The organism is Desmospora activa DSM 45169 (genome assembly GCF_003046315.1).
GTDB lineage: Bacteria > Bacillota > Bacilli > Thermoactinomycetales > DSM-45169 > Desmospora > Desmospora activa.
On record NZ_PZZP01000001.1, the window covers coordinates 1,631,267 to 1,648,179 of the forward strand.

The 16,913-nt window shown below is 48.4% G+C and carries 13 protein-coding genes and 1 pseudogene; 7 read left to right on the forward strand and 7 right to left on the reverse strand.

From position 1 onward, the window contains the following. Nucleotides 1-105: 105 nt before the first annotated feature. Nucleotides 106-1,053 carry an ABC transporter substrate-binding protein gene (locus C8J48_RS07970; protein WP_107725768.1) on the forward strand — a complete coding sequence of 316 codons (948 nt, stop codon included), beginning with the start codon at nucleotides 106-108 and terminating at the stop codon, nucleotides 1,051-1,053. 51 nt (nucleotides 1,054-1,104) lie between these two features. Here C8J48_RS07970 and C8J48_RS07975 read toward each other — a convergent pair whose 3' ends face one another. From C8J48_RS07975 to C8J48_RS07990, 4 genes are all read right to left on the reverse strand, one after another. Beyond that, nucleotides 1,105-2,664 (reverse strand): SagB family peptide dehydrogenase, encoded by a 1,560-nt coding sequence (locus tag C8J48_RS07975; protein ID WP_107725769.1) that lies wholly within the window; start codon nucleotides 2,662-2,664, stop codon nucleotides 1,105-1,107. 21 nt (nucleotides 2,665-2,685) lie between these two features. Next, a complete protein-coding gene (locus C8J48_RS07980) occupies nucleotides 2,686-4,623 on the reverse strand; it encodes a TOMM precursor leader peptide-binding protein (protein WP_107725770.1) in 1,938 nt (645 codons plus the stop codon). Next, the gene (locus C8J48_RS07985) at nucleotides 4,620-6,536 is read right to left on the reverse strand and encodes a putative thiazole-containing bacteriocin maturation protein (RefSeq protein WP_107725771.1); all 1,917 of its coding nucleotides are present in this window, start codon (nucleotides 6,534-6,536) and stop codon (nucleotides 4,620-4,622) included. The genes C8J48_RS07980 and C8J48_RS07985 overlap by 4 nt, the downstream gene beginning before the upstream one ends. Before the next feature lie 133 nt (nucleotides 6,537-6,669). Further along, nucleotides 6,670-6,945, reverse strand: a complete 276-nt coding sequence (locus C8J48_RS07990) for a heterocycloanthracin/sonorensin family bacteriocin (protein WP_107725772.1) — start codon at nucleotides 6,943-6,945, stop codon at nucleotides 6,670-6,672. Between the two features lie 273 nt (nucleotides 6,946-7,218). On the opposite strand from C8J48_RS07990, the gene C8J48_RS07995 reads away from it, so the two are divergent. From C8J48_RS07995 to C8J48_RS08010, 4 genes are all read left to right on the forward strand, one after another. Then, on the forward strand, nucleotides 7,219-8,388 hold the full coding sequence (locus tag C8J48_RS07995) for a 2-methylaconitate cis-trans isomerase PrpF family protein (RefSeq protein WP_107725773.1): 1,170 nt from the start codon (nucleotides 7,219-7,221) through the stop codon (nucleotides 8,386-8,388). Between the two features lie 192 nt (nucleotides 8,389-8,580). Next, nucleotides 8,581-9,567, forward strand: a complete 987-nt coding sequence (locus tag C8J48_RS08000; protein ID WP_170105287.1) for a Bug family tripartite tricarboxylate transporter substrate binding protein — start codon at nucleotides 8,581-8,583, stop codon at nucleotides 9,565-9,567. 23 nt (nucleotides 9,568-9,590) lie between these two features. Then, the gene (locus tag C8J48_RS08005) at nucleotides 9,591-10,061 is read left to right on the forward strand and encodes a tripartite tricarboxylate transporter TctB family protein (RefSeq protein WP_107725775.1); all 471 of its coding nucleotides are present in this window, start codon (nucleotides 9,591-9,593) and stop codon (nucleotides 10,059-10,061) included. A gap of 17 nt (nucleotides 10,062-10,078) precedes the next feature. Then, entirely contained in the window at nucleotides 10,079-11,569 is a 1,491-nt protein-coding gene (locus C8J48_RS08010) for a tripartite tricarboxylate transporter permease (RefSeq protein WP_211316607.1), read from the forward strand. A 117-nt stretch (nucleotides 11,570-11,686) separates the two neighbouring features. Here the strand turns inward: C8J48_RS08010 and C8J48_RS08015 are convergent, their stop codons facing one another. Next, nucleotides 11,687-12,553 carry a LysR family transcriptional regulator gene (locus tag C8J48_RS08015; protein WP_107725776.1) on the reverse strand — a complete coding sequence of 289 codons (867 nt, stop codon included), beginning with the start codon at nucleotides 12,551-12,553 and terminating at the stop codon, nucleotides 11,687-11,689. Nucleotides 12,554-12,865: 312 nt separating this feature from the next. Here C8J48_RS08015 and C8J48_RS08020 point away from each other — a divergent pair, with 312 nt between their 5' ends. Together C8J48_RS08020 and C8J48_RS08025 are read left to right on the forward strand one after the other, a co-directional pair. After that, nucleotides 12,866-14,038, forward strand: coding sequence for a M20 family metallopeptidase (locus C8J48_RS08020; RefSeq protein WP_107725777.1), 1,173 nt, complete (start codon nucleotides 12,866-12,868; stop codon nucleotides 14,036-14,038). Between the two features lie 25 nt (nucleotides 14,039-14,063). After that, nucleotides 14,064-15,593, forward strand: coding sequence for an AbgT family transporter (locus C8J48_RS08025; RefSeq protein WP_107725778.1), 1,530 nt, complete (start codon nucleotides 14,064-14,066; stop codon nucleotides 15,591-15,593). Between the two features lie 209 nt (nucleotides 15,594-15,802). Here C8J48_RS08025 and C8J48_RS19355 read toward each other — a convergent pair. Both C8J48_RS19355 and C8J48_RS08035 read right to left on the reverse strand, forming a co-directional pair. Then, nucleotides 15,803-15,886, reverse strand: a pseudogene (locus tag C8J48_RS19355) (hypothetical protein); the annotation flags it as partial. 34 nt (nucleotides 15,887-15,920) lie between these two features. Then, nucleotides 15,921-16,901, reverse strand: a complete 981-nt coding sequence (locus C8J48_RS08035; protein ID WP_107725779.1) for an ABC transporter ATP-binding protein — start codon at nucleotides 16,899-16,901, stop codon at nucleotides 15,921-15,923. Nucleotides 16,902-16,913: the final 12 nt, after the last annotated feature.

Genomic DNA, 16,913 nt, shown 5'->3' on the forward strand with positions numbered 1-16,913 from the left:
TAGAGAAAATTGATACTTGACATCAAGAACCGTCACCACTATTATCGGAAATGATAATCGTTATCAATGTTGGAGGCGAACATAGTGATATTAACGCGTAATCATATGGGAAGTTTGTTTGTTTTTTGTTTATCCTTTGTCTTGATTTTGATGGGGTGCGGCAATCCTGCAACGGAATCGGATGCAGAAGGCCAAGGAGAAACCCGCTCCATTCAGCACGCCATGGGTGAGACGGAAGTACCGGAATCGCCACAACGAGTGGTCGTCCTTACCAATGAAGGCTTGGAAGCCTTATTAGCGGTAGGAGTCAAACCGGTAGGAGCGGTTCAAGCCTTTTCCGGTGAGGGTACATGGTATAAACATCTGGAAAAAGAGATGGATGGGGTTGAAAACGTCGGGACGGAACACCAACCCAACTTGGAAAAAATCATGACCCTTAAACCGGATTTAATCATTGGAAACAAGATGAGACAGGAAAAGATTTATGAGCAACTCTCCGACATCGCTCCAACCGTATTTGCGGAAGAGTTGCGTGCACAGTGGAAAAATAACTTTAAACTGTATACGGATACCGTCAACAAAAAAGCGGAAGGGGAAGCAGTAATCGCCGATTTTGATCAGCGGGTAGAGAAGATTCGGGAACAAGCGGGGGATCGCTTATCAACGGAAGTTTCCATGGTTCGGTTTATGCCGGGCCGCACCCGTATTTATTACAATGACACCTTTGGCGGCACCATTCTGAAGGAAATCGGCTTTAAACGCCCCAAAGCTCAAGATAAAGACGATTTTGCTGCGGAAGTAACCAAAGAGCGGATTCCAGAGATGGAAGGGGATATCCTCCTTTATTACACCTATGATGAAAAGGGAGAGACAGAAGGGTCGGAAATGGAAAAAGAGTGGTTGCAGGAACAGTTGTGGAAAGAATTGAATGTCGTCAAGCAAGGGAATGCACATAAGGTAAACGATGTGGTATGGACGACTGCCGGCGGTGTTAAAGCGGCCAATCTGTTGCTAGATGATGTGGAGAAGTATCTGTTGGATGATGAGTCCTAATTTTTCCGGCAGACGGGATTCCGTCTGTCTTTTTTATACCCGCTTGCACCATCAACAATGAAGACCTCCGCCCAATCGCGGCCGTATCCGATAGGGACCGACCGGGATTTGGATCAGGGTGGTCTTTTTTTGTGGGGCTAGTTTGTATAGCTGATCACATCTACTTCCATCAAATCCGAGCAGCGGATGTCCCCCCATCCCGAGAGCACCTGCTGTCAGCAGTAACCGCTGTAACAGTATGCCTGCTTCCATCTGTTGAATGCGATAACCTCTATAACCCAGTTGCGGCAAATAGTGATCCTGCTCACCCGCTATATGCAAACAAAACGGCACTTGTAACAGATTAACAGTTGGAAAGGACATTCCCTGTTGCAACGGATAGCGATAATCGCCGGATCGAATCCGGTGCAAAGAATGGGAAGTGTGATCATAGTGGTACGCACCCTTCGCTACACCCTCAACACCATAGAAACAACCCAGCAACGATAAACGGAAATCCGGATTTTCTCGCCCTTCATCCAAATCGTTGCGATAGGGTAAGGAAGCCGTCACTTCAAACAGCAGTGCCGCCAGTTGCTCTCGATCTTTCTTCTGGAAAACAAAATCCAACCCCGGTGAAACCCGCTTACGGCAAACCTCCGCCAGATCATACGTCAAGCGATCGGCAGTAGGCAATGGGATTTTCTCACCCTCAGTCTCAATCCCTCTCTTTGTTTCAACCCCGTTAAAGGGAGACAGCGTCTCCAGCATCGACGCTTCGTTTATCTCGATCAAGCGCGGATACGCCTTTACGCGGTGCGACCGTTGAACATAATGATGATGGATCTCCGGCAGTTCACGGCATAGTTGGGAAGCGGAAATCCTCTCCCCTGTGTGATCGGCAAACCAAGTGATGGCGGGTTGAATCGTCAAAGGAATAACAGCATATACACTCTCTTCCGTCTCATCCAACCCCAACAGATGATTGACGGCCCGGTCCAAAAAACGAAAGTAGATTCCTGCTGAAAAGCCGAATCGCTTACCCACTTCCAACAACTGTCCAATCAACACACCAGCATCGAGTCCTTGCAGGCGGTAAGAGAAGTTATTGTATTTAAAGAAGTTTTTCCAAAATAGCGTGGAAACAAATACCGTCCCAAAACAAGCCGACACCTGACAGCGATCCCCTAACGCCTGCGCCAGATAAGTGTCGATATTTCCTTCCCGCAACAACACTAAACGATGATGGGCGACATCATAATGGTACATACCGACGGGTAATCCTTTTACTTTTAGATAGACGTAGAACTCATTGGGATACAGCGCCCCACCGGAAGGAACAAAACGTCGCATCCTCTGCGCCTGACTGAAGGCGTCTGAATCGATGGATGGGCTGTATTGGGTAAGCCCATATACATACCAAAGAAAATGACCGATATCTTGAAGATCGGGCTCTTGCGGCACTTTCGATTCTCTCAATGTCAGCGGTACTTCCGCAGAAAGGGGCACTACGGGTAAGCCGCGATATAGCTTATAGGGATGAGGCGCATCATCCCAATCCACTTCCCAGTCCGGCGGTTGCAACTTCTCGATCTCCCGATGCAGTTGATGTAGAAATAACGCCAAACTCATCCTTCTCCCTCCTATTCCGGCTTATGGAAACGGATGAGGATGGGGATTCAGTGCTGCATATGTCAGCGGCTGTTTGGCATACCCCAGTTTCACCGGTACTTTTAACACTCTTTCCAACCCTGTCACACGTGTCAGATGATGTCCAAAAGTCATTGGCAACATTCCCGGAATCAGCACCTTTACACAAAAGAGCCCGTTTCGTCTGATTTCCGGCGTTGTCTGATCCACCACGATCACATCCAGCTGCAAGCGATGGAATTTCTGCAGGAGTTCCTGTAAGTCAGCAGTGAGATCCATATTCTTTTTTGGAGGCTTCCACGCCTCATCAAAGCATTGCCATGGTCGGTTTTCATCCAACAAAAAATGTAACCGTTCCTCCGCTTGCGGCAAACCATACAATGTGGAATGATCCTCCATCTGTCGTACCTGTGACGAATCGTGGTACATTTGGTAAGCCTTCTCCCGGTTTTGTTTCCATTTCTCATTTAGTGGTAACATCCCGGCCAATTCATGGATTGCACTTTTTACCGCCCGCAGCGGATCCGGATGCGCGCCAGCGGCACAGATGAGATTGGTGCCTTCCGATTTGCGGTTTTTGGCAATCGCCCACACACTGGGAATTCCGTTTTCCATCGTCGCATTGTAAAGATGGAGTTCATACCCCGCCACCACGCGTAGCCGTTCCACCATCAACCTCAATTCGCCATCATCGACGGAAGCGAGATCAAGGCGCGGTAATGGCAATTGTGCATACCACGTCAACAGGAATGAATCCCGTTCCACAACTTCCAACAAGCCGTAGAAAATCGCTTCTTCCAAGCTTCCCCCCAAGGCGCAACCATTGGACGTTTCATAGACAAAACCGTTGCCACATCCTAAGCTGTAATAGGCCAGCAACTGTGGCACCAGAAGTGGACGCTCCTGTAAAAACGACCAACCCCAGACCCAATCCATCACCCGCTCAGGATCAAAAGGTTGAAAGGGAAAACCCGGTCGTGCATATTGCTCCTCCGCATGCACTCCCACTGTAAGTGGATGAAGTGCTTGCCCCTCTAGATTGCGATAACAGTCGCGGATGGTGGTTCGCTTGCCTCGTGGCCCCAGACCACAGTACCGTTCCAAACTCTCTAGAATGGCGGTTAGCTCGCTTTCCTCATAGGAAAGGGTTCGACCGGCTGACAACTCATCCGCCGCAAACAAGGGTAAATTAACAGCAACAGCCGCAAATGGCGAGTCTAGATCATGCCATTTTCCATTTAATACACCTGTGCGGGTATCCAAATAATCCTTCGCCAACACTTTCTTTAGATTATCCAAAGGGCGGCAACGGTAATGGTTTGCCTTCATTTTTGGACTGGGTTTCAGCGAAATTCGGGCATTATCCGCCGTATCGGCAGGTAGACGGCTACATACCGGACATAGCGGATCCGGTAAAAAAAGGTGGTGGGAGTTGGCTAAAGTTTTTAGATTGATAAGAGCAATCTGTTCCTGTAAATGTGGCGGTTCCCCTTGCAACACCCGCCGCGCCTCTGCCGCCAACAAATGGGCCACCTGCAACAGGCCGGTGCGTGATCCCCATGGATCACGGAGATTTTTGCCGTGCTCCTCCAACTTCTGTTGTAATGCCCGTATCTCTTGGCGATCCCGTCCCGCCATCAGCCGTCTCCCATCCGCACAGCGAGAGCAACCCGGCGAATCGGGCCGTACCAACGGTCCCACCACTCCTTCGCCAAAGGAGACAAAACCGCGCAACCATGGAATCCCAGCCGATCGAAACTGCTCTTCCGCCTGGTAGTGAACAGCGGGATACCAAGCATCATGCACCACCAGAGCCAATTCCGCCGCTCCCGCCACTCCCGCCTCCCACTCATGCAAACGAAGGAGGGGGTATTGCTTTGATAACTCATCATAGACAAGCTCTGCCAACACACCTTCTCCCATGAGCACCACACGACTCATCTCGATTCCTCCTCCTGCAACCACACTCCAAATACAGCGGCCCATTCTTCCTTTAAAAACGATTCAATCGCCAAATCAAAAACCAAAAGCTGCTTACCGTCCCGTTGCAAATCCGGTAAGACCGATTGTAGCTCCGCCACTTTCGGCCCACCTTCAGAAGCTGGGATCACCAACCTTTGCTTCGCTTTCTCTGTCAAATGCACATCTGCATCCGCCAACGCTTGTATCGTTAACGGCCCCTCCTCGTTTTGTGCATGGGATACCGCCTGCTGTAACGACTTGCGCAACGCTTCTGTGTGATTGAGACCGACACTGCCATACCACCTTCCACCCGCTCCCACCCAAACCACTGGAAATTGAAACAGCTCTTCCCCTAAACCAATTAGTGGTGATCCTCGCATGTTTGTTAACGTCTCGATATAAAAACGACAACGCTCATCTTCAACCGCATCCAACTGTACATGATCAATGGTGGGCTTCCACTTGGCCAACCGTTGGTACAAATTTTTAGTCAAACACTTCTCAATGCCACGCCACAACGCCTCCGCAGCCGTTTCACCCACACCAACACCGAACATCCCCGACTGTTTTACACCATCCACAAGCTTGGAAGAAATTCTGGAAAGATACGCCTCAAGCCCGGCCAATCCCGCTTCCCGTCGCGCCTCCTCATGAGTGAAGCCGGTGCGGATGATCGCGGGTAACCGCTCAGCCGGTCCCTCCGACAGCGGATCGACAACCTGCACCCGACACTGGGCCAAGGGAAGCTGTTGCAACTCCCCTTCCTCCCATATATGGAAAACTCCCACTTGCGTTGAAGTTAAGCGACTAAAATGAAAAAGCAACTCATTTGAATCGCGTTTGTCCGACCCTTCTTGCAGCCGCCATTCAAGATCCTGAACCTGCCCAATCACCGCCTGCTCTCCGACCAGCGGATGAGGCAAATACGAATGCCAATCCCCTTCCAAAGTCTCCAGGTCCAACAAAAATAGTTGATTCTCCTGTTTTGTAGCAACCCCCGTCACCTGCTTCATCCATTCAAACACGATCACATTGGCCAACATTGCTGCAGCAGTGGAGGATATGGCACAGGATTCTTTCTCCAGTGCGGTTCGGTGCAACCGGCGCCAGGCGGATTCCCAACACCCTGTCGAATCCGGATGTACCAACGGTCCCGCCAATCCCATCCCCTTTAATGCAATGGCGGGGAGAAATACCTTTTCCTCCTCTCTACAGCTCTCATTTAGTGCCCGCAGTTCCGCCATATCCCCTTGTTGTGACACATATAAAACCGTATCAAAGGGTTGTACCGCATCGCGCCAGGAGCTTTCCGCTTCCAACGCGATTTCCTCCACTGCCACCGTTGGATCGCTTTGGGCTGCAACGGTTGTCAATTCCGCTATACGTTCACGATTGGTCGGTTCAGCGTCAGTGATCAGCAGATGGAACCGGGACAGTCCCGATTCAAACAAAGCTCTCACCAACGAGATCAAAAACGAACCGGATCCGACCGCCAATACTTTAGCCTGACGATAGGCCTGAAAACGAAATGCGCCCGACCCGCCAAAGTGATCCAGAAACTCAATTTGTGAAGCCGCTTTTGTCAAAATCGCTTGCGGCAACTGATGAGGGTGCTCTTGACTGACATCGCGCGCAAATCCATGGTTGAATAAAACCTCTGCAATTTCGATAATCCGCTTCTGGTGCGGTTCCGGTAATCCCTGTGTCAATTCTTCCAAGGTGTGTTCTCCGTTAAAAACAGGGAACAACTTTTCAATCCATCGATCAATCGTCTGACCTTGTAAACGGAACGAACCTTCATTGTTACAAAAATAGACTCCACCGTTGGGATTAGGAAGATAAAATGTGTCGGCTTTCACTTTTAAACGCATGGAAAGATTCAAATCGCGCACCTCCTCGCCTTAGGTTGAATCATCCGAGTCATCAATTTGATGTGTATGTTTAAGGATTTGTCCGTTTGTACGTTAAAAGAAAAAAACCTGCCAGCGGCAGGAATGATGCTCTTCTCACGATAGCCCACTTTGTTTAAAAACAATTGGCACAACCGGCACAGCCCCCACAGCCAAAGCATGGTGGGGGAAAAATGGGGAAAAATCCACCACAAGCACATCCTCCACAGCGAAAACAACCCCCGCAACGAAATCCTCCACAGCGAAAACAGCCGCCACCACAGCGGAAACAACCGCCGCAGCGTTGTGCCAGCGCCGGATCGTACTGGGCTTGATGATCCCAAGAAGTTACCTGACCCGGCACAAATTCGTCAACACTCAAGTTTTTCAGTTCATGCTTAAAATCATCCACCGTACATCCTCCTTCTTATTAAACAGTTCGAATCTTTTTACTCGTGCACGTCCTGTTCCCTCTAAATATGAAAAGAGTTACCGCTCACCCTTATGCGATGTACCCTTTTATTTATGCGGAAAAGGAATCAAACTTGCTTGGGCATAAAAATGTTTCTCCTATCTGTATTTAAATAAAATGATTTTATCGATTTGCATTGAATATCTGTATTTTTTTTATTAATAAACCCGTATTACACTGAAAGTAGAAAATCGATGAGCTGGAGTGAAAGGCATGTTTGATTATGGGCAGACCTATCAAATACGAAGCACCCTCATCCGAGGGGGAACCAGTAAAGGACTGATCATCCGCACTACCGACCTCCCTACCGAGCCAAAAATAAGAGACCGTGTTTTGCTTCGAATCTTCGGCAGTCCGGATCACAATCAGATCGACGGCTTGGGAGGCGGAACATCACTTACCAGTAAATTAGCCTTAGTTGGTCCTCCGTCTCAGCCGAAAGCTCATATTGACTATACGTTCGGTCAGGTGAGTCTAAATCAAGAAATGATCGATTATAAGGTAAGTTGTGGAAACATGGCTTCAGCAGTCGGCTTATATGCCGCGGAGGAAGGATTTGTCACCTTGACGGAGCCGGTCACCGAAGTCCATATTTACAATACAAACACCGGCAAACGAATTGTGGCAGAAATTCCCGTTCGCAACGGTCAAATCGAGTACGAGGGGAACTTTTCCATCGATGGTGTTCCTGGCTCCGCATCCAAAATCATGCTCAATTTTTTGGACGCTGGTGGCACATTTACTGGCAAAACACTGCCTACCAACCATCCGATCGATCGTATCACTCTTGATAATGGTCGCCAGTTTCAAGTGTCAATTGTCGATTCTGTCAACACCTTGGTCTTTGTTCAGGGAAGCGAATGGAATATCCCTGGGGCACAATTGCATCACCAATTGGAAACCAACGAAGAAATGCTGCAAGATCTAGAGGAAATTCGCTTAAAAGCAGGGATGTTGGCTGGAATTATTCACGATAAAGCCTCCGTTTCAGCAGGGGCTAACGCCCTTCCAAAAATTGCGGTCATCCACGGGGCAGAGGAATTTACAACAACGACTCACCGTATCATTCGTCAGGAAGAAATCGACATCATTTCCGCCTATATCTCAATGGGACGCTTACACCGAGCTTTCGCCGTAAGCGGTGCGGTCGCTTTGGCTACTGCCGCCCACATCCCGGACACATTGCCAAACCGCATCTTCTCTACTAGCAAAGATGGAATCCGTATTGGACACCCTTCCGGTGTGATTTACGCGGAAGCGGCAGTACAGCACCATGATTCCGACTGGTCCGTTAAACGGGCGGCAATAGGTCGGACCGCCCGACGTTTGATGGATGGCTTTGCCTTTGTACCGACGGCCACTCTTTCTTCCAGTAACGTCTAGTCATATCTGATTCATCGATGAAAAAATTCAGACTGGTGTCGCCATAGCTTTAAACCTATCCGCTTTCATCCAAGTGATGAAAAGGTTATAACACTAGAAAGTAGCCTCGCATCCGGCTACACCAGCCTTTTATTAACACTGTAACCCCATTTTCAGAAATGAACGAAAATGAATAACAGGAGGTTCATTCTGATGAAACAATTGATAATCCCATTATTGATAACGCTTTCATTCGTTATAGCCGCATGTACCCCACAAGCGAATCAAGCTTCTACCGCCTCATCCTATCCCAATCGGCCGATTGAGATGGTCGTTCCCTTTGGGGAAGGATCCGCCAGCGACACCTTTGCCCGGAAGTTTGCCGACATTATGAACCAGGATCTTGCTCATCCAATTCAGCCGATCAACAAAGACGGCGGTGGCGGAGTAATTGGGATGTATTACGCTCATGGCCGGGAAGCGAATGGCTATACCGTCTTTGAGGTCACTCCCTCCCATGTGATCGCTGACGTCATCGGTACCAGCAAAGTGAAATTGATGCGGGATTTTGAACCTTTGGCACAGATTCAATCCGATATCTATGTGGTGTTGGTGCCCGCCGATTCCCCGATTGACAGCTTTGATCAATTGTTGGAGGAAGGACAGAAAAGAAAGATCAAAGTAGCGGGAGTCAGCCCAGGAGGACTCGACGATCTAACCTTGGGATCATTAGCCAAAGAGACCGGCATCAAAACCACCTTTGTTCCGTATCGTTCCGGTTCTGAAGTAAAAGCGGCGGTTTTGGGTGGAGAAGTAGATATGTATATGGACAAACTGATCAGCGCGGCATCCTATGTGCAAGATGGAAAGGTAAAACCCCTTGTTATCCTCAATGATGAAAGGGTTTCCAAAGTGCCGGAATTTAAAGAGGTCCCCACGACGGTGGAAAAGGGATATGACGTGACCATCGGTTCCTGGCGGGGATTTGCAGTAAAAAAAGGGACACCGGATCACATCAAAAAAGAATTGATCGTCAAAATGAAAGCCGCATATGAAACCGACGAGTATAAAGAATACGCCGCCCAAAATCTGGCGGATCTAAACGAGGGATATAAGGACCCCGAAGCTTTCCACCAGGAATGGGAAGAGCAATACGTAATCTTCGAGGAAGTAGCGACTGATTTGGGCTTAAAAGAATAACGCATCAAAGAGGAGGGAGTACCATGGGAGAGATCATTCTTCACCTGATTTTATTGGCGATATCGGCTCTATTTTTTAAAAATTCCTTTGCCATTAACAATAGCCGTGAAGCGGATCCAATCGGACCCGCCGGCTTTTCTCAGGGAATTTTAATCTTAATCATGCTACTGTTAGCCATATCGCTCTATCAAGCCGTGAAAAAGCAGCAAAAACAAGGGAAGAACGATGCCAATAAAATCAGCATCCGCTTTTTCGGCATATTGGGGTTTATCGCGCTATTTATCGGGTTGAGCGAATTTCTCGGCTTTTTGATCAGCTCGTTTTTGCTCGTCGGTAGTCTCTTTTATCTCCTGGGTCAGAAACAGATGACAAAGATACTCCTTTCATCGGTGTTGATCTCCACCGTTTTTACCCTGATATTTAGCAAAGTATTGTCCGTTCCCCTGCCCACGGGAATCGAAGCGATCGAACAACTCAGTCACTTTGTGTATTGAGAGGGGATGTGATAACAATGGATTTGTTTTTGGAAGGATTGGAATCAGCCTTCACCTGGTCAAATCTCTTCCTGATCATTATCGGGGTGTTAATCGGCGTATTCTTCGGTGCCCTCCCCGGGATCAGCTCTTCGATGGCAATCGTGTTAATGTTACCGTTTACCTACTATATGGAAGTCCTGCCCTCGATCATCTTATTGGTGGCGATCTATACCGGCTCCGCTTATGGCGGATCGATCACCGCCATCCTCTTTAACACACCGGGCACACCGGAAGCCGTCGCCACCACCTTTGACGGTTATCCCATCGCACAACAGGGAAAAGCCGGAAGAGCGTTGGGTTTAGCGATCAGCGCCTCCGCTTTTGGTGGAGTTGTTTCCATCCTTATCATGCTGTTGCTGGCTCCCCCTCTTTCTCAGGTGGCGCTTAAGATCCACAGTGCCGAATACTTTGCGCTTACCGTATTGGGAATGACGGTGATCGCATCGGTAGGAACAAACAATATGGTAAAAGCTCTCATCTCCGGTCTATTTGGTATCTTTCTAGCCACGGTGGGCGTCGATCCGATTGTAGGAGTGGAGCGCTTTACCTTCGGTAATGTGGAGTTGTTAAACGGGGTGGAGTTAATTCCGCTTATGATCGGTGCATTCGCCCTGGCCGAAGTACTTCATCAAGTGACTACCCGTGAAAAGAGCGGCAACATGAATATGGGTAGTCAGGTCTCTCTGGAGATTTTAAAACTAAAAGAATTCTTCCACCATAAATGGGTGCTGATCAAATCAGCGCTGATTGGAACCATAATCGGGATCTTACCGGGAACCGGCGGATCGATTTCTTCCATTGTCAGCTATGGTGAAGCCAAACGAGCCAGCAAACATCCCGACAAATTCGGCCACGGCGCAGAAGAAGGCGTTATCGCACCGGAAGCGGCCAATAATGCCGCGGCGGGAGGCTCGATGATTCCCACATTGGTCTTAGGCATTCCCGGTAGCCCCACCACCGCGATCATCTTGGCCGCTTTAACTTTGCAAGGGTTACAACCGGGACCACAGTTGATGAGTCAACAACCGTTACTGTTATACGGTATTTTTATCTCCATGTTGCTCGGTAGCATCCTCGTTTTTAGTAGCGGTCGGATCGCCGTTCAAGCTTTTGCTGCCATTTTAAAACTGCCGTACTATCTCTTGGCCCCCATCATCATCCTGTTGTCCATTATCGGATCCTATGCCGTATCCAATGGGATGTTCCAGGTTTGGATGATGCTTCTGTTCGGTGTGGTGGGATTTTTGATGAAAAAATACGCCTTCTCACCGGCAGCCCTTGTGTTGGGATTGGTATTGGGAAAAATGATGGAGGAAAACCTCAGACGGCAATTATTGATTAGCGAAGGAAGCCTTGCTCCCTTTTACACCTCTCCCATTTCCCTCTTGATCTTGCTGTTGGCAGTAGTGGTAATGTTTTATCCTTGGCTTGCAGTCAGGTTTAAGCGGGAAAACAACACGGTTTAAGAGACGAGAAAAGACCCCAGCAGTCGTAAAACAGGATAGCCGTTAAACGGTGGGGCCTTTAATAACACTCGTTGACAACAAAAGCGCTACTCTTTTCTCTTAACAGTCTTGGGCACCTTAGGGTGCCTCTTTCTTTTCCTTCATAAATGCTACAAACGCTCGGATTGCGGAGATCTTCAGCGAATCCTTCCGATAAATCATCCATGTCTTGCGCAGAATCGCCCCCCCATCTTTGGCGATGAGTGGAATCTTACACAGCTCCTCACTGTCATCAAAAAAAATCCCCGGTAAAATCGCATATCCCAACCCATGCAGTACCATCTCTTTGCAGGTTTCCATCTTATCCACTTCCATCGTAATCGACGATGGCTGCAAATAATGCTCCATCCACCAATGATCGATGATGGTACGCAACGTTGAATCCGTCTGATAGTTGATCCGAGAGGAGCGAGGCAATTCTTCTAACTCAATCGCCTCTTTTGAGACGACATAGAGCGGTTCTTCCATCAACAAATATTTTTGATCCGGCCATTTGTATTCCCCGCGAATAATCCCGATATGAACATCCTGTTTATATACCATCGTCATCACTTCTTCACTCCAACCAGTTGAAACCTTAATCTCAACATCGGGATACTGTTGGCGAAAGTGTTTTAACAGTAGCGGCAGTTTATATCTAGCGAAAATACTGGACACCCCTAAGCGCAAGATCCCCTGCACCTTCGTATCCATATTCCACATTTGTTCCTTGGTGTTGCGCAACTGTAATAACATCTCTTGTGCATATTTGACCAGGTATTCACCCTCAGCCGTAAATTCCACTCCCCTCCTACCGCGATAAGCGATTGTAATATTAAACTCATTTTCCATTTGTCGTAAACGATAGGTTAAAGCGGGTTGGGAGATGCACAACTTCTCTGCTGTTTTTGTGATGTTCTTCTCTTTATATAAAGTTGTTAAAATACGCCAATCTTGATCATTCATCGACCACCACATCCCCAGCAAAGAATTCTTTCCTTATTAGTATAACAAGAGAAACGAACGCCCATGATATGTCGTTCGTTTCCAACATTTGATTGTAATAAAAATAGATAAAAGCCTTGTCAAACAAAATATCTTGCGTATAATCGAAGTTATTATGTTATATTTACTGACACGAAATAGTTGGCTGATCGATAGTCTTACCGCAGACGCTTTGCTGGTATTCGCTTATACGAAACAATCTCTCTTTTGTTAATATAGCGTAGAAAGCTTCCCTATCATACAAACTTTCGATAACCAGGAGGGTCATCATTGATGAAAAATAGCGAAACCATTCTAAATGCGGCAATCCGAGAGGAAGTGATTCAATGGCGACGATTTTTGCATCAAAATCCAGAACTTTCATTTGAAGAGGAAAACACTTCACAATTCGTATTCGATACCTTGCAATCAATTGATGGACTGGTACTTGAGCGCCCTACCAAAACAAGCGTAGTCGCCCGCTTGATCGGTACACAACCGGGCAAGGTTCTGGCGATGCGCGCCGATATGGATGCTCTCCCCATTCAGGAGGAAAACCGATGTGAGTATACCTCCAAAAAAGCAGGAGTCATGCATGCCTGTGGCCATGATGCACACACGGCTATGCTGCTCGGTGCTGCCAAGATTCTTTCGCAGTGGAAGGATCAGCTAAAAGGTGAGATCCGTTTTATCTTTCAACATGCGGAAGAGCTTCATCCCGGTGGAGCACAGGAGATGGTAAAAGCGGGAGTAATCGATGGTGTTGACCAGATCATCGGCATCCACCTCATGTCTACCATCCCCATCGGTCAGATCAGTGTACGAACCGGACCTGTCACAGCCAACTCTGATCGCTTTGATATCACCATCCAAGGCAAGGGCGGACACGCCTCCCAGCCGGAGGAGTCCATCGACCCCATCGCGATCGCATCCCAAGTGATCGGCAATCTCCAGCATATCGTATCTAGAAACGTAAACCCCTTGGAACAACTGGTGATTACGATTACCCAATTTCATGGCGGGAGCGCCTATAATATCATCCCCGATACAGTCGAATTGGCGGGAACGGTGCGAAGCTTTCAACCAGAAGTGCGCCAACAAGCAACTACCCTGATCGACCAGATTGTAAAAGGTGTAACTGCAGCTCACGGCGCTTCCTATCAATTTGATTACCGTCGTGGATACAGCTCGGTTGTAAACAATCCGGAAGTAGCTAAACTTATGGAGGAAACGGTGGTGAAAACATTTGGGGAAGAGTGGTTGGCAGACTTGCCGCCGGCCATGGGTGGTGAAGACTTTTCTGCCTTCGCCGAAAAAGTGCCCGCCTGTTTTGTGTTTGTGGGTGCTGGAAACGAAGAGAAAGGCATCATCTACCCCCACCACCATCCCCGCTTTGATATCGATGAAGACGCCCTGGAGCACGGCGTAAAGCTATTTGTTCAGGCCGCGATCAACCTCTCGACGTAACACGGCAAAAAAGGAGGAAACACCCATGTCAATCGGCAACACCAATCCAAGTACACCATCACAAAAAGACAGCGGATTTTTCAAATGGATTGAAATCGTGGGAAATAAATTGCCGCACCCGTTTATGTTATTCGTTTATCTCTGCGTAATCATCATTGTTGTTTCCGCCTTGCTCTCCCACTGGGGACTGTCCGTTATTCACCCTGGAGATGGTGAAACGGTTCCGGTTAAAAGCCTTCTCAGCACGGAAGGGTTCCACTGGGCCATAACCAATATGATAACTAACTTCACCGAATTCCCACCCTTAGGCTTGGTATTATGTATGGTGCTGGGAATTGGATTGGCCGAAAAAGTGGGTCTAATCCAAGCCGTCCTTCGTAAAATGATCCTTAACGTTCCCAGCTCCATTGTCAGTTTTGCCATTGTCTTTGCCGGCATCTTGGGAAACCTGGCCTCGGATGCGGCGATGATCATTATCCCACCCCTGGGGGCGATGGTGTTTCTCGCCTTGGGGCGCCATCCCCTCGCCGGTTTGGCAGCGGGTATGGCCGGAGCGGGGTCCGGTTTTACGGCTAACTTCTTTATCGCCGGTACTGATGCTTTGTTGTCGGGAATCAGTACCAAAGTAGCGCAAACGATTAATCCAAACCTGACGGTCACCCCTTTAGACAACTGGTATTTTATGTCCGCTTCGGTCCTTGTTCTCGCCCTGTTGGGCACTTGGATCACCGATAAAGTGGTGGAACCTCGCTTAGGCGCTTACCGTGGGGATGAAAAAGCCACCTTGGAAAACTTAACGGCTCAAGAAAACCGCGCCTTAAAGGTAAGTGGAATCGTTGCCGTACTCTTTGTCGGGCTAGTGGCGTTAACCGTTGTTCCGGAAGGAGCCCTCCTTCGTAACCCTGAAACGGGAGATATCCTTGATTCTCCCTTTATCAAAGGTATTATCCCGATTATTCTGTTCTTTTTTATCGCTGTGTCCGTCACCTATGGACTGATGCTAGGCAAGATCAAAACCCAACGCGATGTGCCACAGCTGATGGGTGAAGCGATTAAAGATATGTCCAGTTTTATCGTATTAATCTTTACTGCAGCCCAGTTTATCGCCTATTTTGAGTGGACCAACATGGGATTGTTCCTGGCGGTAAACGGTGCCGATCTGTTGATGAGCCTCAATATGACCGGCCTTCCTGTGTTAATCGCTTTTATCTTATTGACGGCCGTTCTCAACCTCTTTATCACCAGCGGCTCCGCTCAATGGGCGTTGATGGCACCTGTCTTTATTCCGATGTTGATGCTGATGGACTATAACCCGGCCTTTATCCAACTTGCATACCGAGTCGCCGATTCCTCCACCAACACCATCACCCCGATGAGCCCGTATATGCCAATGATGCTTGCCTATATCAGTAAGTATCAAAAAAATTCCGGCATCGGCACTGTTATCTCTCTTATGATGCCATATGCACTGTTGTTCCTGGGCATCTGGATCGTGATGATCATCGCGTGGTATCTGATCGGCCTACCGCTTGGACCGGGTGTGCCCGTGCGCTGAATGTCCACACATCTATACTCGCAAGATAAAACAACCCCTATACACCGGTTAAGATTCATACAAGAACCCTGACACTAAAAGGTGTCAGGGTTCTTGTATGGATCAGGGCCAGTACCAGGATTTTGTCGATCTTGACCGATTACCCGGCTCCACGTGACTTGACAGGACTAATGCGGGGTCTCTCCTCCTACAACTCAGAATTTACTTCATTAATCCCACCATAAGTAAACTTGACCCATCACCTCAACAAATTCCTCCAGCTCCCCGATAGATCCAAGCCCTTGATCGATAACATCCGGACAAAAATCTTATAAATCCCGGCAACTCTCACAACGGAAAGTGACAAGCCGTATAGTGACCCTTCTCTATCTGTTTAAAGACGGGTTCTTCCTCGCGACATATCGCTTTCGCATAGGGGCAACGGGTATGAAAATGGCATCCATTAGGCGGATCAGCGGGATTTGGCAACTCACCCTGTAAAACGATACGTTCCTTCCTCTTGGTCGGATCCGGTACCGGAATCGCCGATAGCAATGCTTCCGTATAAGGGTGGTGCGGATGTTGAAAAAGGGCTTCCTGACTCGCCAGTTCCACCATCTTCCCCAGATACATCACCCCGATGCGGTCACTTACATGTTTTACCGCCGGTAATCCATGGGCGATAAAAATATAGGTTAACTGAAAATCCTTTTGCAGCTTTTTCAACAGATTGAGAATCTGAGCTTGGATGGAAACATCAAGGGCGGATACCGGTTCATCGCAGATGATCAGTTTCGGCTTTAAGGCGAGAGCCCTCGCAATCCCGATTCGTTGGCGCTGACCCCCGCTAAACTCGTGTGGATAGCGCAACAAATGATGGGAACCGAGTCCAACCACATTTAGTAACTCTTCCACCTGATCATCCAAATCGGATTTGGCTAATCCATGCACCTTTAACGACTCCGCCACAATATTCCGGACCGTCAGCCTCGGGTTGAGAGAGGCATAGGGATCCTGGAACACCATCTGCATATCGCGTCGCACCTGTCGAATCTGCTTTCCAGTCACATTCGTCAAGTTCTGGCCTTGAAACCGTATTTCCCCTGCTGTCGGTTCCATCAGCTTTAGAATGAGCTGCCCGGTCGTTGACTTTCCACAACCGGATTCCCCCACAATACCAAAAGTCTCCCCTGGCTGAATCGTAAAATCCACCCCGTCCACTGCCCGAACGACCCCAGCGTTGCGGGAAAAGATGCCCTGTTTAAACGGAAAGTGCTTTTTTAACCCCTTCACCTCAAGGAGTGCTTGTGATGTTGCCGCTTCGTCCATACAAGATCCCCC